The organism is Arthrobacter sp. efr-133-R2A-63 (assembly GCF_030209795.1).
Classification (GTDB): domain Bacteria; phylum Actinomycetota; class Actinomycetes; order Actinomycetales; family Micrococcaceae; genus Arthrobacter; species Arthrobacter bambusae_A.
On the sequence record NZ_JARVRG010000030.1, the window covers coordinates 58,055 to 80,383 of the forward strand.

Sequence of the window (22,329 nt, forward strand, 5' to 3'; positions counted from 1 at the left end):
GTTGGACTGTTCCCGCGAACGCCTTAAAGTCTACGCCGGGGACGCGGCGTGTGGCCTAGGCTAGGCCAAGGAACTACCGAACGAATCCAACGGCTGAATGCAGAGGTGAAGAATGGCAAAACGACCCAACCCGGCAGTAAAGATTGCGCAGGAAACCGCGCACAACGCCATGTTCGACGCCAGCGGCAAAGCCAAGCCCGGTGTCCATAACGTGCTGCTTCGCGCCGTCGAAGTCCAGCGTCCCCTTGTCCTGGCCAACCTGCGACGCCTGCAGCGCAAACACCCGCAGGCCACGGCGGCCCAGTTGGCCGCGAAACTGGAGCGCGACTACCTCCGCGCAGTCACCGGTGGGGGTGCCGCGGTCGGGGCAACCGCCGTCGTGCCCGGGATCGGCACCGCAGCCTCGCTGGGACTGTCCGCGGTGGCCACGGTCGGCTTCCTGGAAGGAACCGCGCTGTACGCCGCTTCCCTGGCCGAACTCCACGGCATCCGCCTGACCGATCCGGACCGTGCACGAACCATGGTCATGGCCATCATGCTCGGCGAGGAAGGCACCGCCCTGCTGGGCGCCCTGAGCGGACAATCGCTCGGCAAGGGCAGAGGCGTCACGCAGGCCTGGGGCAAGACCCTCACCAAGAAGCTGCCTGGCGGAGGATTCGGCGTCATTCGCGACGCCATCCAGCGCGCCTTCCTCAAGCGGCTCGTCCGGCGCCAAGGTGCCGCTTTCCTCGGCCGGGCCCTCCCTTTCGGCGTCGGGGCCGTGGTGGGCGGCGTCGGAAACCGCGTCATGGGGCGTGCCGTAGCGGCCTCGGCGAGGGAAGCATTCGGTCCCATGCCGGATATCATCCCGGGCGAGTTGCTCCCAGCCGCCCGCCAGAACGCGCTGGAAGGCGGAAAATAGTGGATCTCAACGCTGATTCGGGGGAGTCGTTCGGCTCCTGGACCATGGGGAACGACGCGTCAATGTTCCGGATTGTCAGCAGCGCCAACGTTGCCTGCGGCTTCCACGCCGGAGATCCGGTGACCATGCTGGACAGTTGCCGGGCCGCCTTCGAACTCGATGTCCGGGTGGGCGCCCACGTGGGCTACCGGGACCTGCACGGCTTCGGGCGCCGATCGATGGACATGTCCTTCGATGAGCTCTTCGGCGACGTCCTCTACCAGCTAGGTGCACTGGACGGCATGGCCCACGCTGTCGGAGCCTCCGTGGACTACGTCAAACCGCACGGCGCCCTGTACAACCGGATCGTCAACGACGTCGAGCAGGCCGAAGCCGTGGTGGCCGCAATTCACGCCTACGATCCCGGGCTTCCCGTCCTTGGCCTACCGGGTTCGGCATTATTGCGGCTCGCCGAAGAATCCGGGCACCCGGTGTTCCGGGAGGCTTTCGTGGACCGCGGCTACATGCCGGACGGAACGCTGGTGCCGCGCTCGCAGGACGGCGCGGTGGTGCACGACGCCGCCGCAGTCGTCGAGCGGGCCGTGCGCTTTGCCGTGCGGGGCGAGGTGCTGGCGGTGGACGGCACAGTGGTGCGCGTGAAGCCCGATTCGTTGTGCATCCACGGTGACACCCCGGGCGCTGTCGAGCTGGCTGCGGCGGTGCGCGCCGGCCTCGAGGAAGCTGGTGTGGAGATTGAATCCTTCGCCTGACCGGGAGCTTTTGCCCTGCGGCGACAGCGCCTTCTTGGTGGAATTGCCGGAACTGGCAGCCGTCGTCGCGTACTACCGCGGGCTGACCGGGGCCGAAACATCGGCCGGCGTTTCAGCGCCGGAGGGGATCATCGACGTCGTGCCCGCCGCCCGCACTGTCCTGGTCACCTTCGATCCCGAAACGATCCGTCCTTCGGAAGTCCGCGACTGGCTGCAGTCCGCAGAACCGGCATACGACGTTGCAGCTTCGGGCCGCGAAGTGACCATCGAGGTCTCTTACGGTGGCCCGGACCTCGCGGAAACGGCGCGGTTCCTGGGCATGGGCGAGGCCGACGTGGTCAAGCTCCACTCGAGCTCGGAGTGGACGGCCGCGTTTTCCGGCTTTGCGCCCGGCTTCGTGTACCTGGTCACGACCCATGAGCGGCTCCGCGTCCCGCGTCGGAACACTCCACGCACCGCCGTGCCGGCTGGCTCTGTTGGCCTCGCCGGTGAATTCAGCGGGGTCTACCCGCGATCCTCCCCGGGCGGTTGGCAGCTGATTGGAACCACGACGGCGGCACTATGGGATGCGTCCAAAGCCGAGCCCGCCCTGATCCGGCCGGGCGACCTGGTCCGGTTCGTGGAGGCCTGATGGGGATCGTGGTGGTGAACCCCGGCCCGCTCACCTTGGTGGAAGACCTTGGCAGGCAGGGCTGGGCCTCGCTGGGGCTGAGCCCCTCCGGCGCCCTGGATCGGCAATCCCTTCGCCTTGCCAATCTGCTCGTGGGGAACCCAGCGGAAGCGGCCGGGCTGGAAACATTGCTGGGCGGGCTTCGCCTGCGGTTCGTCACGGCGTCGACCATTGCGGTGGCGGGCGCCGAGGGGATCGTGACCCTGGACGGTGCCGAGATTCCGCTGAACCAAGCCGTCCGGGTGGCTCCGGGCGCCGTGCTTGATTTCGGTTCGCCGCTGTTCGGACTGCGGTATTACCTGGCAGTACAGGGCGGCATCGACGTGCCCACGCTCCTCGGTTCAAGCAGCACGGACATGCTCTCCGGTGAAGGCCCCGCACCGTTGACCTCGGGTGGGCAGTTGGGAATCGGGCGGGCTTCCGCTGGCAACGGCCCGAGCTCCGGAGCCAGGACGGGGGCTGGAACCGGGGCTGGAGCCGGGGCTGGAACCCGCGGCAAGGCACATGTCCTCCCTGCTATCCGCCGCGCTCCTGATCCGGGGCGCGCCATCACGGCCCGCGTGGATCGCGGCCCCCGTGCTGACTGGTTCGACCTCGACTCCTGGCGCCGCCTGGTCAGCCAGGAATGGACCCTGTCGCCTGATTCGAACAGGATCGGTGCCCGGCTGGTGGGCCGTCCGCTCACCCAGACCCGGCTCGAAGAACTGCCCAGCGAAGGCATGGTGCTCGGCGCTCTGCAAGTGCCGCCGTCGGGCCTTCCCACGGTATTCCTGGCAGACCATCCCGTGACGGGTGGCTACCCGGTGATTGCGGTGGTGCGTCGCACGGACCTGGACTTGTTAGGCCAAGCCCGCCCCGGCCAGCGGATCCGTTTCCTGGGCTGAGGATCCCCATCACTGGACATGCCCCTTCTGGGCTGCGAGGAGTGGACATGTCCCTTGTTCGTGCCCACGCCGCGTTGGACATGCGCGTTCCTGGGTAGGTGGAGTGGACATATTGGCATCATGTCCGTTGCTCAGGGGCAGGGGTGGGCATGTCCCTTCCAGCCCGCCGGTACCGATGCCCGCACGGGTACCCGCGTCAGCCGAACACCAAGTGCGCCACTGCGAAGATCGCGAGACCGGCCAGGGACCCCACCACCGTGCCGTTGATCCGGATGTACTGCAGGTCCTTACCGACCTGGAGTTCGATCTTTTGTGAGGTTTCCTCGGCATCCCAGCGCGCGACGGTGTCCGTAATGACCCCCGCGATGTCGGATCGGTACGTTTTGACGAGGTACCCCGCAGCATCGCCGATCCAGGCATTGACCTTGCCCGCCAGTTCGTCATCGTTGACAAGCCGCAAACCGAAGTCCCGGACGGCGCCCTTGAAACGCTGTGTCAGTTCGCTGTCGGGATCGTCGACGGCGGTGAGCAGCGCGTCCTTAATGGTTCCCCACGTGCGGGAGGCGAGCTCGCGGACCTCGGGATCACCGAGAACCTGGGTCTTGATTGTCTCGGCACGGGCAATCATTGCAGGATCGTGTTGGAGATCCTGGGCCAGATCCCCGAGGTAAGTATCGATCGATTGGCGCACTTGGTGATCGGGATCCTGCTGCACAGCCCGGATGAACTTGGCGATTTCGTTGTAGACCCTGTCGCCCACGATGTCGTCCACGAAGGACGGAACCCAGAGGGGCGAACGGTCGGACACGAGCCGGTTCACCGTGGAGTGGTTCGCTTCCACCCAATCCGCCGCCCGGTCAACCAGAAGATCCACGAGCTTGTGGTGGTGGCCGTCGGCAAAGATCCGTTCGGCCATCCGGCCCACGGGCGGTCCCCAGGGCGGAGTGAGCAAGTGCTTGCGGACCATGCCCTCGATCACTGCCTGCACGTCGTCGTCGTTCAAGACGGTGAACGCGCCGCGGATCAGTGCTGAACCTTCCTTGGCAATCCGCTCCGGACCGCCGGGGGAGGCGAGCCACGTGCCGGCTTTCCGGGCGATGTCCACGCTCGCGAGCTTCTCCTGGACCACCTGCTCGGACAGGAAGTTGGTCTCGACGAATTCGCCAAGCGAAGCGCCGATCTGGTCCTTCCGCCGCGGGATGATGGCCGTGTGCGGGATTTTCAAGCCCATGGGGTACTTGAACAGGGCGGTGACGGCGAACCAGTCGGCCAGCGCTCCCACCATGCCGCCCTCGGCAGCTGCCCGCACATATTCCAGCCACGGATACTGCTTCTGCAGGGCGAAAGCGGCCGTGAAAACCACCGCCATGACAATCAGGAGCGCCAGCGCCACGGATTTCATCCGACGGAGGGCAGCAGCCTTTTCGGCGTCGCCGTTCCGTTGCCCGACGCCGGCGGCAACCGTGGAGGCGTTCGTGGCACTTGCGTGCCGGGCAGCCTCCGCCGTCGGGTCGCTATCGCTGTCCGTCACCGGGATTTGTTCAGAGTTCACCTGCATGTGCCCAGCGTAGCCCCGTCGCCGTCGTGGGCGTGGGCTACCGTGTCCCCATGACGATTGACAACCCCGGTCGCCCGGAGCAAACGGAACAAAGCACGCGGCCCAAGGTCTACGCCCACCGCGGAGCCAGTGCCGCATTTGCGGAGCACACGCGTGCCGCCTACCTGAAGGCAATCGCCGACGGCGCCGATGGCGTCGAGTGCGACGTCCACCTGACCCGCGACCAGCACGTGGTCCTGCTTCACGACGCGAACTTGGACCGCACCTCTGACGGCACCGGTCCGGTGGCCGAAAAGACGCTCGAAGAGCTGCGGCAGCTGGACTTCTCCTCCTGGAAGGGCGCCAGGATTCCGGACCAGTACGGCGCAAAGTCGGACCAGCTCCTGACGCTCCCGGAGTTGCTGGACATCCTGCGCGATGCCGGCAGGGCCATCGGCTTGGCCATCGAGCTCAAGCACCCGAGCCCGTACCAGCTCAAGCTCGAAGACCGCGTGCTGGAGCTTCTGGCCGGCGAAGGGTGGGACGCGGAGACCTCAATGCTGGACAACATCGAGGTTTCCTTCATGAGCTTCAGCCCGGATTCAGTCAAGCACCTGCTCCAGTTCGTTCCTGCGGAGCACATTTGCCAGCTCGTGGACGACGTCACAGTGGAGGATGTGCGCGATGAACTTGGACTGGGAGCTTTCACCGGGGGAGCCGTGGCCAACGTGATGAAGGCCGCCCAGCAGGAGGGCGAGCGGATCCTCGACGACTGTGAGGTCGGACTGGCCGGCCCGGGCATCGATTACGTCCGGAAGCACGCCCGCACCGTCCAGCGCTGGCTGGAATCAGGCCGCCGCTTCCGGGTATGGACCGTCGATTCGGAGAACGATGTTGCCCTGTGCCAAGGCCTCGGCATCCACGAGATCACCACGAACAAGCCGGCGCAGGTCCTGGCCCAGCTTTAGGCACCCCTGGCACCCAACTAACTCGCAGTTGTTGTCGTTCTGGGGCTCCAAAACGACAACAACTGCGAGTCAGATGATCGTGTTGCTAAGGGTGCCGATGCCGCCCAGCGTGATGTCCACCCGGTCGCCAGGCTGGACAGCAACGAAGGTGTTCGGAGCTCCCGTCATGATGATGTCTCCCGGTCCCAGGGTGAGCCATTCGGTGACGTACACGAGGCACTCCGTGATGGAGGACGGCAGGTTGAAGGAACCGGACCGTGCCTTGACCTCGCCGTTGACTATAACCTCGGTGCTCACGTTGTCCGGATCCTCGATCCCGGTTTCGATCCACGGCCCTAGCGGGGTGTAGTTGGTGCCGGACTTGCCCTGGAAGAGCCTCTCGTCGACCTGGTTCTGGTCGACATTCGTGACGTCGTTGACCACTGTGTAGCCCAGGACGTGGTCCAGGGCATTCTCGGCCGTGAGCTTGTCCGCACGCTTTCCGATGACGGCGGCAAGCTCGCCTTCAACGTTCACCGTGCCCGCGTTGCGCACGGCCACGATGTCGTCACCGGGACCGGCGATGCTGTGGACCGACTTGTGCCAGGCCTGGATGGGCAGCACGTGGTTGTTGTTGCCCAGGTTGTGCCCGATTCCCAGCACCACGGAAGGCCGGACAGGGGCGAGGAACTCGGCGTCGTCCGCGGAGCTGGTTTCTCCCGTGAAGGAAAGGACCTCGGCAAAGGGATCCTCGATATGGTCCCAGCTTCCGTTGCGCAGGACAGCATGCTGAGGGCCGGAGGGTGTCTGTAGTCGGGCGATGCGCATGGAACTCCTCGTTGAATTTCGTGGGGCAGTGAACGCGGGCGGTGGTCGGAGCCAAGCCCGACCAAGGAAGAACATACATTATGTTGAACCTGGTACAGCATTCTGAACAATTGTGAACGGTGTGTGCTCGGCTCTTCACCTTTCCGGTTACCGCGCCGGGCGGGGCTGTGGTTGCATGAATACATGCCTTTTTCGTGGTCCGCCCGGACAACCCAGACAATCTCCGCGGCGGCCATGAGTGCACTGTTACTCGTGAGCGCCAGGAAGCACTTCCAGGAGCCGAAGTTCTACGCTCCGGTTGTCCCGGACTATCTCTGCCGCAAGGACCACGCGGTCGGAAGCGCCACACTCGAGGACGGCCACGACAGGGGCGGCGCAATCGCGCCGCGTAACGGCGCATTGGCGGTCATGTCCCGGGAGGAATGGATCGCGGTGAGCGGACTGCTTGAGGCGGCTGCCGCCGTCGGGCTTATCATTCCTGTCACCCGCAAGGCTGCGGCCCGCGGCACCACGCTGATGTTCACGGCATTCCTGGCCGGGCACGTAGACGCGCTCCGCCGTGCATACTCTCCCGGCGGAACCGCATCCGCGCGGCGGATTCACACGCTGCGGCTGCCCTTGCAGGTCCCCTTGATCCTGTGGGCATGGAGTTTGGCCGGAGCGAAACGGGGAGCATGAAACTCCTCGAATCCCCGGCGGTGAAGGTGGGCCTCTCCATCAGCATCGCAACGGGCCTCTACGGCATCTCGTTCGGGGCGTTGGCCTCGGCCTCCGGGTTCAGTTTCTGGCAGACCATGGCGTTCAGCCTGCTCATGTTCAGCGGAGGCTCGCAGTTCGCCTTCATCGGCGTCGTGGCCGGGGGCGGGTCCGGCATTGCAGCCATGACCGCGGCCGCGCTGCTGGGCTTGCGGAACGGCATCTACGGGATGCAGATGAACGCGCTGCTGCGCCCCCGCGGTTGGCTCAGGTACCCGCAAGCCCATATCACCATCGACGAATCCACGGCCACTGCCTCGGGCCAACGGAATCCGGACGAACAGCGCCGCGGGTTCTGGACCGCCGGACTTGGCATCTTCGTGCTGTGGAACATCTTCACGGCCGTCGGCGCCCTGGCCGGCGACGCCTTGGGCGATCCCAAGCAATGGGGGCTCGACGGCGCCGCCGTTGCCGCGTTCCTCGGCTTGCTCTGGCCACGGCTCAAGGGCCGTGAGCCGTGGGCGATTGCCGCAGCCGCTGCGCTGGCAACCATCGTTGCGGTCCCGTTCGTTCCAGCAGGCGTGCCCATTCTCGTGGCTGCCGTGGTGGCCGGGGCCATCGGCTGGTTCAGTCACGGTCGCAGCGACGAAGGGATGGAGCCCGACGTCGATCCCTACCCGCACGGTCATCCAAGCACTGACGCTTCCAGCCGCGAAAGGAACGCCGAATGAACCTCTGGCTCTGGATCCTCATCGCCTGCGGACTGGCGTACCTGACGAAGCTTTCGGGCTATTTCGTGCCGGCGAAGCTGCTGCGGAGTCCGCGGATGATGCGTGTGGCCGGCACCATGACCATCGGCCTCCTGACGTCCCTGACCGTCGTCAATGCGGTGGCATCGGGGCAGTCCCTCGCCTTCGACGCCCGGCTCGGTGCGCTCGCAGCGGGGGCCGTCGCGCTGTGGCTCCGGGCCCCGTTCCTGGTAGTGGTCATCGTCGGATCGGCAGCGGCCGCTGGGCTCCGGCTGCTCGGCTGGCACTGAACCGCCGCGGGTGGTTCCGATCGTCGCCGCGGTGGGCAACGCCGTCGTGCGCTGGTTACTGGAAGGTCATCCCGGGGATGGGTGTCTGCTGCGGCAGCGGGCGCGACGGGCGTTCGGTGCGGATGGCGTCCTCAAGCAGGGCGACCGGCCGTTCCCAGGCGCGCGACCCCGGCTCCATGGTGTCGACGGCGCCGATCAGCATCGCAACAAGGCGCACCATGTCCTCAATGGAAATGTCCCGGCGCAACGAACCCTGGCCCTGGCCGCGGCTGAGGAGTTCGGCCATGGAATCGATCAAGCCGCCCGTGATACCCACAAGGAGTCCGCGGCGGCCGGCGACAGCGCCCAGCAGGTTGGCGTCTTCGCTGGCAACCTGGACTACGGCGTCGATCACGTTGATGAGCCCGACGGCGGCATCCATGCCCGCGAGGGACTCCGCCACGACCGGGTCCACGTGAAGCCTGAGTTGCCGCGACAGGGCGGCCAAGACGAGTTGTTCCTTGTCGGCGAAGTTGCGGAACAAGGTAGCCGGGCCGACACCTGCGGTGGCTGCGATCGTCTGGAGGGGAACCTCCGGCCCCAGCTCGCGGAAGCACTGGCGCGCCGCCGTGATGATCTTGTCGACATTGCGCGCAGCGTCAGCTCTAAGTGGCTTGCGTTCCAAGGGCCGGTCCATGCTGCTCACAGTAGCAACGGAGGGCCTCCAATCACTTTTGTGACATTCTTGCCCGTGAAAGACTGGATTCATGTTGCTTGCCTTTTCAGTCGCCCCGTCCGGCCAGCCCACTGCTGGCGCCGCATCCGTTGATGGCTCGGTGCACGACGCCGTTGCCGAGGCCGTGAAGATCGTCCGCGAATCCGGGCTCCCCAACCAGACGGACTCGATGTTCACCACCATCGAGGGGGAGTGGGATGAGGTGTTCGACGTCGTCAAGCGCGCCACCGAGGCCGTGGGCAAGTATGGAAACCGGGTGTCCTTGGTGATCAAGGCGGATATCCGGCCCGGATACGCGGGAGAACTCACCGGCAAGGTCGAGCGGCTGGAAAAGGCGATCGCCCAAGGGGAGTAGGTCCTTCCCAGTGTCCCGTGCCCGGTGCCAGACTGGGGCCATGTTTGAACACAAGGCCCAGCCCGGCTGGGTGGCCGTCGAGGAATACTTGTCCAGCGCCGTCGTCCGCCCGAACGCCGCGCTCAAGCACGCGGTGCAGTCCGCCCTCGACGCCGGGATGCCGCCCATCGAGGTTGCGCCCAACGCCGGCAAGCTGCTCAGGATGCTGGTGCAGCTTTCCGGTGCGCGGCGCGTGCTGGAGATCGGTACCTTGGCCGGCTTCAGCGCGATCTGGATGGCCCAGGGACTGCCCGACGACGGCCGCCTGGTCACGTGCGAATACGTCCGGAAACACGCTGAAGTCGCCAGGGCGAACCTGGACATGGCCGGGATCGGCCACAAAGTGGACATCCGGATCGGCCCGGCGCTGGAGACCCTCGCGGCGCTGGCCGAAGATCCCACGCGGGACGGCCCGTTCGACTTCGTCTTCATCGATGCCGACAAGGAGAACGATTCCAACTACCTCGACTGGGCCATTCGGCTCGGGAGGCCGGGCACCGTGATCGTGATGGACAACGTCATCTGGGAGGGGGCCATCCTGGATCCTTCGATGGATGAGGTGAACGCTCCGGGCATCGTAGGGGCACTCGAGATGATGGGCAGGGATCCTCGACTCGACGCAACGGCCATCCAAACCGTCGGATCCAAGGGCTGGGACGGCTTCGCGATAGCCCGCGTGGTGTGACGCTAGGCTGTGCGCATGGAATTTACCCTTCGCGCCGCAACGGTTGACGACGTCGAGCCCCTGACACGCATGCATTTGGCTGCCTGGCGGGAAAGCTACGGGCACCTCTTGCCCGAGGAGTTCTTCGCCTTCCGTGAAGCCACCATCAACACGCGGATCGAGAGGCAGCGCGAAGCATTGGCGGTCTCGTACAGCCCGATGCTCGCCCATGACGCCGACGGAGCACTTGTGGGAATCGCTTCTTCCGGTCCGTCCCGCGATGAGGACGGGCCATGCGACGTGGAACTCCAGATGATCTACACCTTGCGTCGCGTGCACGGTTTGGGAGTGGGGCAAGCATTGCTCGACGCCGTGATCGGCAACTCTGCCGCCTTTCTATGGGTGCTTGAAGACAATCCACGTGCCCAGGCGTTCTACCGCAAGAATGGTTTCCAGCCCGACGGTACGCGTCAGCTCCTGCCGCCGGATTGGCACGAACTGCCTGAGATCCGGATGGTGCGTGCCGCCGTCGGGGGCTGACCGCAAGGCTGGGGCGTCAACTAGGGTTGAAGGATGACCGGAAGAAGGCGGCTGTAGTGGCGAAGCGTGGCAAGGGCAGGGGCGCCGGGCAAGCTGCCGGAGTCATCGAGGTGCCCGCGGGCACGAAGCCGAACGGACCCGTGGAAGGCGTCTACTACATCGACACCGGCGACTGCGAACTCGTTGCCGACCCGGACAATTCCAACGGCTGGCTCCTGAAGATCAACGGCGTCATGAGCTCGCACATCGATGTGGCAGAGCCGTTGTTCCTGGACTTCGAGTACATGCGCTGGATAGCGGCCCTCGTGGAATCCAAATGGCCGCCCGAGTCCAAGCCGAAGTTGCGGGCCTTGCATCTTGGCGGCGGCGCATGTTCCCTTGCCCGGTACTTCCACGCCGCCTACCCCGACGCGCGCCAAGTTGTGGTGGAGCTCGACGGCAAGCTGGCCGACTACGTCCGCGGCTGGTTCGACCTCCCGAAGGCTCCGCTGCTCAGGATCCGCGTGGGCGAAGCCCGGGAAGTCACGGAAGGCCTTACTCCGGGCACCCGCGACCTCATCATCCGGGACGTCTTTGCCGGCGCCCTCACACCGCGGGCGCTCACAACCCGCGAATTCAACGATCACGCATCGACGGTGCTGGCTCCGGGCGGCCTTTATGTGGTGAATTCCGGAGACGCTCCGGACCTCAAGAACGCCCGCGAGGACGCCGCCACCATTGCAGACACCTTCGCGCACACCATGATCATTGCCGACCCCGCGATGCTCAAGGGCCGGCGGTACGGGAACATGATCATGGCCGGCAGCCACGAGCCGTTCGGCGACGATCCGCAACTGGCCCGGAAGCTGCTCGGCGGGGCCGTTCCGGCGCATATCTGGAACGATGCCAAGGTCCGGGCATTCGCCGTCGGCGCCCAGATCCGGCACGACCCCCGGCCAGCCGCATCGACTGCTGAGTAACGGCCGTTTTGGGCGCCCAAAACGACAGTTACTCAGCAATCGATGTTGCTCAGCGGCGCGCCAGCAGCAGCTCGCGGTGGGCGGCCGTCTCCTCTTGCAGGGCGTGCACGACGGCGGCAACGGCCGGGCGGCGCATCGAGTCGGGCCGCAGGACCATCCAATAGGGCAGCAGCTCCGCGAAATCCGAGGGCAGCAGCCGCACCAGGTCCGGGTGCCGGTCCGCCATGAAGCACGGGAGGAAACCGACGCCGGCTCCGGCGCGCGTCGCTTCCACGTGGACGAAGACGTTGGTGGAGCTCAGGCCGTCGCGCATGGAGGGGACCAGCCGGCGCGGGGCATCGAGATCGTCCACCTGCAGCATGGAATCCACGAAATAGACCAGCTGATGCTGCGTCAGCTCCTCCACCGTGCCGGGCAGGCCGTGAAAAGCCAAGTACTCGCGCGAGGCGTACATTCCCAGCATGTACTCGCCCAAAAGCACAGCCTCGGCCCGGTGCACCTGGGGTTCGCCCACCACCACCTCGAGGTCCAGTCCGGAACGTTGCTGGAGCGCCCGACGCGTTACGGTGATGATCTCGACCGTGAGGCCAGGATGCGATCGCCGCAATCGCGCCACGGCGGGTGCCGCGATGTATGCGCTGAAACCGTCGGTTGCGGTCATGCGTACGACGCCGGCAATCGGGTCCGGCGCGCGGTCTTCCGGTCCCAGCGTGCCCACTGCCGCTTCGATCCGCTCTGCCACGCCCACTGCCTCGGCACCGAGCTCCGTGACTTCCCAGCCACCCGCAGCCCTCGCGAGCACACGGCCGCCGAGCGCCTTCTCGAGCGCGGCGATCCTGCGGGAAACGGTGGTGTGGTTCAGGCCCAGGGCCTGGGCCGCCGTCGTGAACTTTCCTGAGCGCGATACCGCGAGCAGGACAAGGAGGTCGTCGGGATTCGGATTCATATCTGCAATTCTGCACATATAGGGTGCCATTTTGGGTATTGAAGCCCCGGAATTGTGCGGCAATACTCATTGGAGCATTTCGTGTTGTGGATCACAGCACGTGTCAGTGTGGACACTAAGGAGATGGACATGAGCGTAGGACAACGCTCCCCAGCAGGCGCCCCCCCCGGCAAGGGCGCAGGCCTCAAGAAGATCGTTGCCGCTTCGATGGTGGGCACGGTGGTTGAATGGTACGAATTCTTCCTCTATGCCACCGCCGCAACGCTGGTTTTCGGCAAGTACTTCTTCCCGCCCACCGGCAACGACCTGGACGGCATCATCCAGGCGTTCCTGACGTACGCGGTGGGCTTCGTGGCCCGCCCACTCGGTGGCATCGTCTTCGGCCAGATCGGCGACAAGCTCGGCCGCAAACCCACCCTGCAGCTCACCATCGTGATTGTCGGGGTCTCCACTTTCCTCATGGGCTGCCTCCCGGGCTTCGCCGACCTCGGCTACTGGGCGCCGGCCATGCTCGTGGCGCTCCGCTTCATCCAGGGCTTCGCACTGGGCGGCGAATGGGGCGGCGCAGTGCTGCTGGTGGCAGAACACAGCCCCAAGGAGTCCCGCGGATTCTGGTCAAGCTGGCCGCAGGCCGCCGTTCCCGTCGGCAACCTCCTTGCCACGCTGGTCCTGTTCGTCATGTCCGCCACCCTCAGCAGCGCTGCCTTCCTGAGCTGGGGATGGCGCGTGGCCTTCTGGCTCTCCGCAGTGATCGTCTTCGTGGGCTACTACATCCGCACCCACGTGACCGAGGCTCCCATCTTCCTTGAGGCAAAAGCCCAGGTGGAGAAGGAAGAAGCCGTGAGCTACGGCGTCGGCGAAGTCATCCGCAAGTACCCCAAGGGCATCCTCCAGGCCATGGGACTGAGGCTGGCCGAGAACATCATGTATTACCTCGTGGTGAGCTTCTCCATCGTGTACCTCAAGAGCGTGGACAAGTACGACACGTCCTCTTTGCTGCTCGCCCTGCTGATCGCGCACATTGTCCACTTCGTCGTCATCCCGCAACTGGGCCGGCTGGCAGACACTTGGGGACGCAAGCCGGTTTACCTGATCGGCGCCATCAGCGGTGCCACCTGGCCGTTCTTCGCCTTCCCCATGTTCGACACCAAGAACCCCGTGGTGATCGTCCTCGCCGTGACCATCGGCCTGTGCCTGCACGCCTTCATGTACGCGGGGCAGCCGGCCATCATGACCGAGCTCTTCCCCACCCGCATGCGCTACTCGGGCGTCTCCCTTGGCTCGCAGGTCACCTCGATCTTCGCCGGTTCGCTCGCCCCGCTGCTGGCGACCGAGTGGCTCAAGGACACCGGATCCTGGATGCCCACCGCCATCTACCTGGTGATCTCCTGCGCGATCACCGCCGTCGTGGTCCTGACGCTCAAGGAGACCCGCGGCGTGGCGCTGGAAGATGTCGACAACGCTGACGCCGTTCGCCACGGACTCCCCGTGGGAGCCCGGGCATGACCCTGGAGGGCCGCAAGGCCCTGGTCACCGGCGGGGCGAGCGGCATCGGGGCGGCATGTGCCACGGCCCTCGCCGCGCGGGGCGCGAAGGTTGTGGTGGCCGACGTCGATGCCGACGGAGCCGCGGCGCTCGCCGACACGCTGGGCGGCACCGCCTGGGCCGTCGATCTGCTCGACACCGAAGCGCTCGCCGGCCTCAGCCTGGATTGCGACATCCTCGTCAACAACGCCGGCATCCAGAAGGTTGCTCCGATCGAGGAGTTCGAACCGGCGGATTTCCACCGCATCCTGACCCTCATGCTCGAGGCCCCGTTCCTGCTCATCCGGGCCGCACTCCCGCATATGTACGCCAACGGATTCGGCCGGATCATCAACATCTCCTCGGTCCACGGGCTGCGGGCATCGGCGTTCAAGAGCGCATATGTCTCGGCCAAGCACGGGCTTGAGGGGCTCAGCAAAGTGACTGCCCTTGAGGGCGGCCAGCACGGAGTCACCTCCAACTGCATCAATCCGGGGTACGTGCGTACGCCGCTCGTCGAGAAGCAGATCGCAGACCAGGCCCTGCTGCACGGCATCCCCGAATCGGAAGTCCTGGCGAAGGTCATGCTGACGGAGTCCGCGGTGAAGCGCCTCGTGGAGCCCGCGGAAGTAGCGTCGCTGGCCGCGTGGATAGCGTCCGACGACGCCGGCATGGTCACCGGGGCCAGCTACACGATGGACGGGGGCTGGTCCGCCCGTTAACTGCCCCTCAATGTCGTAGGCTGGTGCGCACGAGGGGAGCACATATGGGTCTCGATCCGGCCAGCTTGAAGATAGCTCTGGGCATTGTCGCGTTTACGCTCTGCCTACTGTTCTTCGGATCGTTCCGCCGGACCCGCTCCGCGTACAGCGGCTGGTGGTGCCTCGCCCTCGTCTTCTTGCTCTCGGGGAACATGGCGTACCTGCTCAGCGGCACTTCCCAGCAAGTCTGGGCGGGTCCCCTCGGCAATGCTTTGCTGGTGGCGGGTGCGTTCAGTGTGTGGGCAGGCTCGCGTTCGTTGAGGTTGCTTCGGACGCCGCGATGGCAGCTCCTCGCGGGACCCGCCGCCACCGCCGTGGCCGCCGCGCTGGAGAACCCCGCCACCAACGTGTGGTCCGGCGGCCTGGTGTATCTGGCCATGATGTCCTTGGGCATGGGTTTGGCAACCGTTGAACTCTGGCGGTTGAAGCCCAGCGTTTCACAGGCCCACCGCTCCTTGGCACTCGCCGCGGGAGTGCTGGCGTCCTTCTTCTTTTGCCGGGGGATCGCCTACCTCGTGGAAGGGCCCGACGGCCCGGACTTCGGTACCTACCTCAGCTCGGCAACCACCAGCGTGGTCACTATCGTGCTCCTGGTCACCGTGTCCTTCAGCATGACCGCACTGAGCAACGAGCAGCTCATCAACGGCCTCAACGAACGCGCCACCCGGGACGGCCTGACGGGGCTCCTGAACCGCACGGCTTTCATGGAATTGGCTACCCAGGAAATCAACAGGCTGCACTCCGCGGGATCGGTTTGCACGCTGATCCTCGCCGACCTCGACCACTTCAAGTCCCTCAATGACAGCCATGGCCACGCTGCCGGCGATACCGCCATCCAAGCCTTCGCTGCAGCGTGCCAGGCCTCGGTCCGCCACACAGACCTCGTAGGGAGGTATGGCGGAGAGGAATTCACCATCCTCCTTCCAGGGGCCGATGTGGAGAGCGCCGAGATCATCGCCGGCGAAATCAGCCGCCGTTTGGCCTCGGCAGAAGCTCCGGACGGCATCACTTTCCCCACGGTGAGCTATGGCATCGCCCCCAGCACCCTCGACAATGCCGAGGTTGCCCACATGGTCGTGGCCGCCGACAAAGCCCTCTACCAGGCCAAGTCCCTCGGCCGGAACCGCGCGGTCTGCGCAACCTCCTAACTGCGACACCGCGCCGCCGTCGTGCGCTGGTTCGCGCAGGGTTCAGTCGTCTGCCGAGCCGCCGTCGTCCGGATTAGGCCCGGCCTCGTCAACGGCGGAATGCTCGATGTAGGACTCAACCGCCGACTCCGGAACGCGGTAGGACCGCCCGAACCGCACAGCATGAATGGCATGGGAGTTCACGAGGCGGTAGACGGTCATCCTGGAAACCCGCAGCGCTTCGGCGACCTCTGCAATTGTCATGAATCGGTTGGCTGGAATGCCGGCGGCGGACATGTTCACCACGGCTTTCTCAGCTGGCGGTAGTCGTAGTAGACCACGGCGCCGCGTCTCGGTACGACGGTATGCAAGCCAACCGACGAGCCTTTGATGACAGCCACGACTCCCTCTTGGCATCCGTTGAAGGGATCGTCACCGGCCACATAGTCGCCCACCTTGAAAGGGGACGCCGTCGTTTTGGCGTGTTTGGCTGCCCTGGAATATAGCTGGCACAGTCGCGAAGCCAGCTCGCGGCGGCGCTGCTTGCGCATCCGCGCGGCGTGCCTTGAATACGGATCGAACATCGGAATCACTCCTTTGCAGTCGCGATCTACCAAAGGTAGGCGCCGACCACACGTGACACATGAGTGACTTTCACCCGTTATGGAACATGGGCCACTCACGTCACTTGGACCACTACTCGGACACGTCCCAAGGCAAGCAAGTGGTCACCCGGGTAGTCCGGGCAAAGACGGGTAGGGGCTACGCATGCCGGGCTGGGCGAACAGTCCCTACGCTCAAGGCAAATGTTCCGTCAGGTCTGGGAGGGGGAACAATGAGGCGAGCTGCAAAGACAGGAATCGTCGTCGCGGGCGTGGTGGCGGTCGGGCTGGCGGGGGCAATTACCCTCAACGCCACACAGAGCTCATCAACCTCGATTGCCGGCGCGGCGCCGTCGGTCACCGTCAGTGCGTCGGCTTCTGCGGCTGGTGCAAGCGCGACGCCGGCCACGACGCCGAGTGCCTCCGCGTCAGCGCCGGCCGCCAACAGTGCAGCCGCCAACACTCCGGCCGGCGCCGCACCTTCAAGTCAGGCCCCGGCACCCGCCCCGGTCCCTGCCCCGGCGGGCAGCGCCAAGCCCGATGCCCCTGTCCCGGCGCCCGCCGTGCCCGCTCCGGCTCCCGCTGTTCCTGCTCCTGTGGCGCAGGGGCTCGACGCGGCCGGGATCCAACGTATCGAGGGCAGCTGCACTGCGAGGCTGCAAAGCGATGCCGCCCACTCCGCCATCGTGACCGGAACCGTGGTGCCCCGGCCATTCACCGTTGTCTCCATCGCCTTCTCCGGGAACCCTGTCCAGTCAACGGCGGCCTCGGGCCTCGCGTCGTACGACATCCTCATGAAGATCACCACCAAGCTTGTCGATGGTCCGGCCCAGGACAGCGTTCGGGTTTGCCGGGTCTACGACTCGGACTCGCACGTGGATTGGCTTCCTGCCGGCTGAGTCCGCAGTTGCATCGGGTCCTAGGCGCGAAGTCTTGGTGCCGGTGAGCGCCAGGGTTCCGCCGAGCCCGATCATCATGACCCCGCCCGTGGCACCCAAGGTGGAGATCCGCCGTGGTGAGCTGGAGCGGAATGCTGCCGCCCGAACATGCCACGAATTGGGGCAGCACGGCCACGAAGAACACGATTGACTTCGGGTTGCTCGCACCCACGATGAAGCCCACGCGGATCAGCCGCCACAAAGACCGCGACGGCGGCGCACCGGCCGCCGTCGAACGCCCGCCGCGGTGGCGGATCGCCTGTACCCCGAGGATCTGCGGAACCATTCCTGATGGTAACTGGCCTGCGGTGACGGTCGACGGCTGGGCGGGAGCCGCCGTCGTCGTCCTCGTCAGGGACGCTAGGAGCGCCGGGCGACCACCGGCATCGAGGCTGTTTCGTCGACCAGCTCGGCGCGCAACCGTCCGCCGCCGCGGACCCAGAGCTTGTAGGCCAGCACCAGCAGCCCGAGCCACACGGCGCCGACGTACAGGGCCACGCGGGTGTCCTCGAAGACGCCAAGGATCACGATCACGAGGGCCATGAAGGCGATGGTTGCCACCGACGCCGCAGGCCACCACGGCGAGGCGAATTCCGACGCCGGAAGTCGCTTGCGCTTGATTTCGCGCTTCATGGCAACGTGCGAGGCGAGGATCATGACCCACACCCAGACTGTCGCGAACGTGGCGATGGATGCGATCACGAGGAAGACGTCCTCGGGGATGACCGCGTTGAGCACCACGCCCACCAGTAGGATGCCGCCCATGAGGACCACGGTCATCCACGGAACACCGTGCCTTGAGATCTTGCCGAAGCTCTTCGGGGCATGCCCTTGCTGGGAAAGCCCGAAGAGGATGCGTCCGGCGCCGAAGATGTCGCTATTGATGGCCGACAGTGCCGAGGTGATGACTACGGCATTGAGGATGTGGGGCGCTGCGGGGATGCCGAGGCCGCTGAAGATCTGCACGAACGGGCTGCCGTTGTTCCCGATTTCGTTCCACGGGAACAGGCTCATGAGCACACCGAGCGTCAGGACGTAGAACAGCAGTACGCGCACCGGGACGGTGTTGACGGCCTGCGGAATGACCTTCTTGGGGTCGGCGGCTTCACCTGCAGTAATGCCGATCGTTTCGATCCCGCCGAAGGCGAACATGACGACGGCGAACGAGGCCAGGAGACCGCCGAAACCGTTGGGGAACAGGCCTCCGTGGTCAACGAGGTTACCCAGCCCCGGCGCCACACCGCCGTTGCCGGAGCGGAAGCCGAACACGATGATCCCAGCGCCGCCGGCAATCATGGCGATGATCGCCACCACCTTGATGAGCGAGAACCAGAACTCGAGCTCGCCGAAGACCTTGACGCTTAGGAGGTTCATGGCGCCGAGGAGGAAGATAATCGCCAGGACCCAGATCCACCGGTCCACCTGCGGGAACCAAAAGCCCATGTAGATGCTGAAGGCCGTCACGTCCGCGATTGCCACGATGGCCATCTCGAAGACGTAGGTCCACCCGGTGATGAACCCTGCCAGCGGTCCGAGGTAGCGCCTGGCGTACTGGCCGAACGAGCCGGAGACGGGGTGGCGGACGGCCATTTCGCCGAGGGCCCGCATCACCATGAAGACGGCGGCCCCACCGATCATGTATGCGAAGAGAACCGACGGGCCGGCCTTTTGGATCGCAGACGCGGAACCGTAGAAGAGGCCTGTTCCGATGGCCGAACCGAGCGCCATGAAGCGGATGTGGCGGACGTTGAGGCCGCGGCTGAGAACGGTGGTGACCGCGCCTTCGACGACTTTGGCGGCCGGCGTCCTGACGGCTGTTGGGGCTTGCTGCATGCGAATACCTTCTCGTCATTGGGAGGGGGACTGTTAACCAGCAGACCATTCCGGAGCGGGCTGTGATGGGACTCACGGGACATCGTTGTCTCGGTTCTCAGACGCTGCGCCGCCGATTCGTTGTTTCGGGTGCGAATGTCTGGTATTCCAGACACCTTAATGTTCTGATTGGCTTTCCGATCCGCTCCGCTGGGCGCACGCTTAAGTACGGGATCCCGGACACCTGCCTGGCCGCCTTGGAGGCAGAAGGGGTGGGCCGGGCATTACCGTGCACTCGAAGAGGAGCCATGACCATACAGCCATCCACTCAAGGCCGGGCCGCTTCCAAGGTCCCGGCTGCCGAGAACACCCTGCGCATCCTGAAGTTGCTTGCGTCCCGGCGTGGCCCGATGGCAGCGTCCAACATCGCCACCGCGCTGGGCCTGCCCCGGTCCAGCGTCTACCACCTGCTTGGCGTCATGGAGGCCAACGGATTCGTCCTGCACCTTCATGAGGAGCAGCGCTACGGGCTCGGCATCAGTGCCTTTGAACTTAGTTCGGCGTACTCGCGGCAAGAGCCATTGTCGCGGCTCGGCCGCCCCATGCTCGCCGCCCTCGTGGATGCGATCGGCGAGAGCGCGCACTTGGCCGTCCTGCACGGCCGCGATGTGCTTTACATCGTGGAGGAGCGGGCTAAGAACCGCCCGTCCCTCGTGACCGACGTTGGGGTCCGGCTTCCCAGCCACCTCACGGCCAGCGGGCGCGCGATCCTGGCTGCACTGCCGAAATCGCAGGTCAGGGCCCTTTATCCGAACGCCGCCGCCTTTACCGCCCGGCACGAGATGGAATCGCCCATCATGAAGTACTCGGCCTTGTCATCGCATTTGGACCAGGTCCGGCAGCGCGGGTACGCCACGGAACACGGCGAAGTCACGCCCGGCTTCGGTTCCGTGGCCGCCGCCGTCACCGATCATTTGGGCTGGCCGACGGCGGCAGTCGCGGTGACATTCCTCGAGGACCGGGTGCCGCCTGAGGAATGGCCCGCGTTGGCGGCCCGGATCCAGAAAACGGCGGACGAACTCTCGATCCGCATCCACGGCCGCCCGTCCTAGCCGGCCCCCACCCTTCCTAGCCCGCCCCCGCCCAACTGACTCGCAGTTGTTGTCGTTTTGGGCGCTCATAACGACAACAACTGCGAGTCAGTTGAGTCTGGTATTCCGGACAGTAGCCTCCCTAAAGCCATTCCAAGACCCTTGCGGAGGGGCTCTACTGGATACAGAAGGACTTCCACCTAGCAACCTCCAGAGACGAAGGAGTCATCATGGCACCCGCCGATTTCACTACCGGAGCCCGCCCTGTCCGGGCCGCCCGCGGCACCGAGCTCACCGCGAAGAGCTGGCAGACAGAAGCGCCGTTGCGCATGTTGATGAACAACCTGGACCCGGAGGTCGCCGAACGACCGGATGACCTGGTGGTGTATGGCGGCACGGGCCGGGCAGTGCGTTCCTGGGCCGCGTTCGACGCGATCACCCGGACCCTGGAGACCATGGAGAAGGACGAGACCCTGCTCGTCCAGTCCGGCAAGCCCGTCGGCGTGTTCCGCACCCACGAATGGGCGCCGAGGGTGTTGCTGGCCAACTCCAACCTCGTGGGCGACTGGGCAACGTGGCCCGAGTTCCGCCGCCTCGAGGCCGAGGGCCTGATGATGTACGGGCAGATGACCGCGGGGTCCTGGATCTACATCGGCACCCAGGGCATCCTGCAGGGCACCTACGAAACCTTCGCCGCCGTCGGGAACAAACTCGCGGCCGCCAGGCATGACACCGGCCGCCACCCGGCCCCCGCCGCGGAAGGCTCCACCGAGGGGCCGCTCGCCGGGACCCTGACCCTGACCGGCGGGTGCGGTGGCATGGGTGGGGCCCAGCCTTTGGCCGTGACCCTGAACGACGGGGCCTGCCTGATCGTGGACGTCGACGAGACCCGGCTGCGCCGCCGCGCCGGCAAACGCTACCTGGACGAGGTCGAAACCGACCTCGACGCCGCGATCGCCAAGGTCCTCAAGGCCAAGGAAGAGCGCCGCGGCTGGTCTGTCGGGTACGTCGGCAACGCCGCCGAAGTCTTCCCCGAACTCCTCGCCCGGCACAAGGCCGGGGAGCTGACCATCGACGTCGTGACCGACCAGACCAGCGCCCACGACCCGCTCTCCTACCTGCCCGAAGGCATCACCGTGGCCCAGTGGCACACCGAGGCCGAAGCCGACCCCGAAGGATTCACCAAGAAGGCCCAGGCCTCCATGGCCCGCCATGTCCAGGCCATGGTGGAATTCCAGGACGCCGGCGCCGAGGTCTTCGACTACGGCAACTCGATCCGCGACGAGGCCCGCAAGGGCGGCTACGACCGGGCGTTCGAGTTCCCCGGCTTCGTCCCGGCCTACATCCGTCCGCTGTTCTGCGAGGGCCTGGGCCCGTTCCGCTGGGTCGCGCTCTCCGGTGACCCCGAAGACATCGCCGTGACCGACGCCGCGATCAAGGAACTCTTCCCGGAAAACACCCACCTGCACAAGTGGCTCGACGCCGCCGCCGAGCGCGTCGAATTCGAAGGCCTGCCCGCCCGCATCTGCTGGCTCGGCTACGGCGAACGCGCCAAAGCCGGCCTGCTGTTCAACCAGCTCGTCAAGGAAGGCAAAGTCAAGGCCCCCATCGTGATCGGCCGCGACCACCTGGACTCCGGTTCCGTGGCCTCCCCCTACCGGGAAACCGAGTCCATGGCCGACGGCTCCGACGCGATCGCCGACTGGCCGCTGCTGAACGCCCTGATCAACACCTCCTCCGGCGCCACCTGGGTCTCCATCCACCACGGCGGCGGCGTGGGCATCGGCCGGTCCCTGCACGCAGGCCAGGTCTCCGTCGCCGACGGCACCGACCTCGCCGCCGAGAAACTCGAACGCCTCCTCACCAACGACCCCGGCATGGGCGTCATCCGCCACGCCGACGCCGGCTACGCCCGCGCCGTCGAGGTCGCCCACGAACGCGGCGTCCGCATCCCCATGCAGGAAACCAACTAACCAGACCCCACAACCCCAACCAGCTCGCATTA

The 22,329-nt window shown here is 65.8% G+C and carries 25 protein-coding genes and 1 pseudogene; 18 read left to right on the plus strand and 8 right to left on the minus strand.

What is annotated here, in order from left to right:
- The first annotated feature begins 112 nt into the window (after window positions 1–112).
- From QRN45_RS16550 to QRN45_RS16565, 4 genes are read left to right on the plus strand one after another with little or no spacing between them, the layout of a single operon-like run.
- Window positions 113–901 (plus strand): hypothetical protein, encoded by a 789-nt coding sequence (locus tag QRN45_RS16550; protein WP_241707272.1) that lies wholly within the window; start codon window positions 113–115, stop codon window positions 899–901.
- Window positions 901–1,650, plus strand: a complete 750-nt coding sequence (locus QRN45_RS16555; RefSeq protein ID WP_241707273.1) for a LamB/YcsF family protein — start codon at window positions 901–903, stop codon at window positions 1,648–1,650. The genes QRN45_RS16550 and QRN45_RS16555 overlap by 1 nt, the downstream gene beginning before the upstream one ends.
- Window positions 1,634–2,281 (plus strand): 5-oxoprolinase subunit PxpB, encoded by a 648-nt coding sequence (gene pxpB, locus QRN45_RS16560; protein WP_284764061.1) that lies wholly within the window; start codon window positions 1,634–1,636, stop codon window positions 2,279–2,281. The genes QRN45_RS16555 and pxpB overlap by 17 nt, the downstream gene beginning before the upstream one ends.
- A complete protein-coding gene (locus tag QRN45_RS16565; protein WP_284764062.1) occupies window positions 2,281–3,204 on the plus strand; it encodes a 5-oxoprolinase subunit C family protein in 924 nt (307 codons plus the stop codon). Before pxpB ends, QRN45_RS16565 begins: the two co-directional genes overlap by 1 nt.
- 196 nt (window positions 3,205–3,400) lie before the next feature.
- Here QRN45_RS16565 and QRN45_RS16570 read toward each other — a convergent pair whose 3' ends face one another.
- Window positions 3,401–4,606: a DUF445 domain-containing protein gene (locus tag QRN45_RS16570; protein ID WP_502870728.1), complete on the minus strand. Its 1,206-nt coding sequence runs from the start codon at window positions 4,604–4,606 to the stop codon at window positions 3,401–3,403.
- Between the two features lie 206 nt (window positions 4,607–4,812).
- On the opposite strand from QRN45_RS16570, the gene QRN45_RS16575 reads away from it, so the two are divergent.
- Complete coding sequence (locus QRN45_RS16575; protein ID WP_284764065.1) at window positions 4,813–5,709, plus strand: glycerophosphodiester phosphodiesterase; 897 nt, start codon at window positions 4,813–4,815, stop codon at window positions 5,707–5,709.
- A 69-nt stretch (window positions 5,710–5,778) separates the two neighbouring features.
- On the opposite strand, the gene QRN45_RS16580 is transcribed toward QRN45_RS16575, so the two are convergent.
- Complete coding sequence (locus QRN45_RS16580) at window positions 5,779–6,516, minus strand: fumarylacetoacetate hydrolase family protein (protein WP_284764067.1); 738 nt, start codon at window positions 6,514–6,516, stop codon at window positions 5,779–5,781.
- A gap of 183 nt (window positions 6,517–6,699) precedes the next feature.
- On the opposite strand from QRN45_RS16580, the gene QRN45_RS16585 reads away from it, so the two are divergent.
- Genes QRN45_RS16585 through QRN45_RS16595 form a run of 3 tightly spaced genes read left to right on the plus strand, consistent with a single transcriptional unit; the run spans window position 6,700 to window position 8,251 of the window.
- Complete coding sequence (locus QRN45_RS16585) at window positions 6,700–7,194, plus strand: DoxX family protein (RefSeq protein ID WP_284764068.1); 495 nt, start codon at window positions 6,700–6,702, stop codon at window positions 7,192–7,194.
- A complete protein-coding gene (locus QRN45_RS16590; RefSeq protein WP_264637240.1) occupies window positions 7,191–7,943 on the plus strand; it encodes an AzlC family ABC transporter permease in 753 nt (250 codons plus the stop codon). Before QRN45_RS16585 ends, QRN45_RS16590 begins: the two co-directional genes overlap by 4 nt.
- Entirely contained in the window at window positions 7,940–8,251 is a 312-nt protein-coding gene (locus QRN45_RS16595) for an AzlD domain-containing protein (RefSeq protein WP_078106844.1), read from the plus strand. The genes QRN45_RS16590 and QRN45_RS16595 overlap by 4 nt, the downstream gene beginning before the upstream one ends.
- 55 nt (window positions 8,252–8,306) lie before the next feature.
- On the opposite strand, the gene QRN45_RS16600 is transcribed toward QRN45_RS16595, so the two are convergent.
- Window positions 8,307–8,927: a TetR/AcrR family transcriptional regulator gene (locus QRN45_RS16600; protein WP_241707286.1), complete on the minus strand. Its 621-nt coding sequence runs from the start codon at window positions 8,925–8,927 to the stop codon at window positions 8,307–8,309.
- A 70-nt stretch (window positions 8,928–8,997) separates the two neighbouring features.
- Between QRN45_RS16600 and QRN45_RS16605 the strand changes: the two genes are divergently transcribed.
- The 4 genes from QRN45_RS16605 to QRN45_RS16620 are packed head-to-tail and all read left to right on the plus strand — an operon-like array spanning window position 8,998 to window position 11,523.
- A complete protein-coding gene (locus tag QRN45_RS16605) occupies window positions 8,998–9,321 on the plus strand; it encodes a thiamine-binding protein (protein ID WP_241707288.1) in 324 nt (107 codons plus the stop codon).
- A 40-nt stretch (window positions 9,322–9,361) separates the two neighbouring features.
- Complete coding sequence (locus QRN45_RS16610) at window positions 9,362–10,045, plus strand: O-methyltransferase (RefSeq protein WP_264637241.1); 684 nt, start codon at window positions 9,362–9,364, stop codon at window positions 10,043–10,045.
- Between the two features lie 15 nt (window positions 10,046–10,060).
- Complete coding sequence (locus tag QRN45_RS16615; protein ID WP_284764069.1) at window positions 10,061–10,564, plus strand: GNAT family N-acetyltransferase; 504 nt, start codon at window positions 10,061–10,063, stop codon at window positions 10,562–10,564.
- A 56-nt stretch (window positions 10,565–10,620) separates the two neighbouring features.
- Window positions 10,621–11,523, plus strand: a complete 903-nt coding sequence (locus QRN45_RS16620) for a spermidine synthase (RefSeq protein ID WP_264637243.1) — start codon at window positions 10,621–10,623, stop codon at window positions 11,521–11,523.
- A gap of 49 nt (window positions 11,524–11,572) precedes the next feature.
- Here QRN45_RS16620 and QRN45_RS16625 read toward each other — a convergent pair whose 3' ends face one another.
- Entirely contained in the window at window positions 11,573–12,469 is an 897-nt protein-coding gene (locus tag QRN45_RS16625) for a LysR family transcriptional regulator (protein ID WP_078106838.1), read from the minus strand.
- 129 nt (window positions 12,470–12,598) lie between these two features.
- On the opposite strand from QRN45_RS16625, the gene QRN45_RS16630 reads away from it, so the two are divergent.
- From QRN45_RS16630 to QRN45_RS16640, 3 genes are read left to right on the plus strand one after another with little or no spacing between them, the layout of a single operon-like run.
- Window positions 12,599–13,975: an MFS transporter gene (locus QRN45_RS16630; RefSeq protein WP_284764071.1), complete on the plus strand. Its 1,377-nt coding sequence runs from the start codon at window positions 12,599–12,601 to the stop codon at window positions 13,973–13,975.
- On the plus strand, window positions 13,972–14,715 hold the full coding sequence (locus tag QRN45_RS16635) for a 3-hydroxybutyrate dehydrogenase (RefSeq protein ID WP_078106836.1): 744 nt from the start codon (window positions 13,972–13,974) through the stop codon (window positions 14,713–14,715). The genes QRN45_RS16630 and QRN45_RS16635 overlap by 4 nt, the downstream gene beginning before the upstream one ends.
- A gap of 44 nt (window positions 14,716–14,759) precedes the next feature.
- Window positions 14,760–15,902 carry a GGDEF domain-containing protein gene (locus QRN45_RS16640; RefSeq protein ID WP_284764072.1) on the plus strand — a complete coding sequence of 381 codons (1,143 nt, stop codon included), beginning with the start codon at window positions 14,760–14,762 and terminating at the stop codon, window positions 15,900–15,902.
- 42 nt (window positions 15,903–15,944) lie between these two features.
- Here QRN45_RS16640 and QRN45_RS16645 read toward each other — a convergent pair whose 3' ends face one another.
- Together QRN45_RS16645 and QRN45_RS16650 are read right to left on the minus strand one after the other, a co-directional pair.
- Complete coding sequence (locus QRN45_RS16645) at window positions 15,945–16,145, minus strand: helix-turn-helix domain-containing protein (RefSeq protein ID WP_502870727.1); 201 nt, start codon at window positions 16,143–16,145, stop codon at window positions 15,945–15,947.
- Between the two features lie 35 nt (window positions 16,146–16,180).
- A complete protein-coding gene (locus QRN45_RS16650) occupies window positions 16,181–16,465 on the minus strand; it encodes a hypothetical protein (protein ID WP_241707303.1) in 285 nt (94 codons plus the stop codon).
- Between the two features lie 251 nt (window positions 16,466–16,716).
- Between QRN45_RS16650 and QRN45_RS16655 the strand changes: the two genes are divergently transcribed.
- Entirely contained in the window at window positions 16,717–17,382 is a 666-nt protein-coding gene (locus QRN45_RS16655) for a hypothetical protein (RefSeq protein ID WP_284764073.1), read from the plus strand.
- A 33-nt stretch (window positions 17,383–17,415) separates the two neighbouring features.
- Here QRN45_RS16655 and QRN45_RS16660 read toward each other — a convergent pair.
- Window positions 17,416–17,692 (minus strand): annotated as a pseudogene (locus tag QRN45_RS16660) (LysE family transporter); the annotation flags it as partial.
- Window positions 17,693–17,781: 89 nt separating this feature from the next.
- Window positions 17,782–19,254 carry an amino acid permease gene (locus QRN45_RS16665; protein WP_284764074.1) on the minus strand — a complete coding sequence of 491 codons (1,473 nt, stop codon included), beginning with the start codon at window positions 19,252–19,254 and terminating at the stop codon, window positions 17,782–17,784.
- 287 nt (window positions 19,255–19,541) lie between these two features.
- Here QRN45_RS16665 and QRN45_RS16670 point away from each other — a divergent pair, with 287 nt between their 5' ends.
- Window positions 19,542–20,345: an IclR family transcriptional regulator gene (locus tag QRN45_RS16670; protein WP_078106826.1), complete on the plus strand. Its 804-nt coding sequence runs from the start codon at window positions 19,542–19,544 to the stop codon at window positions 20,343–20,345.
- A 209-nt stretch (window positions 20,346–20,554) separates the two neighbouring features.
- Window positions 20,555–22,297 (plus strand): urocanate hydratase, encoded by a 1,743-nt coding sequence (gene hutU / locus QRN45_RS16675; RefSeq protein ID WP_241707306.1) that lies wholly within the window; start codon window positions 20,555–20,557, stop codon window positions 22,295–22,297.
- The last annotated feature ends 32 nt before the right edge of the window (window positions 22,298–22,329 follow it).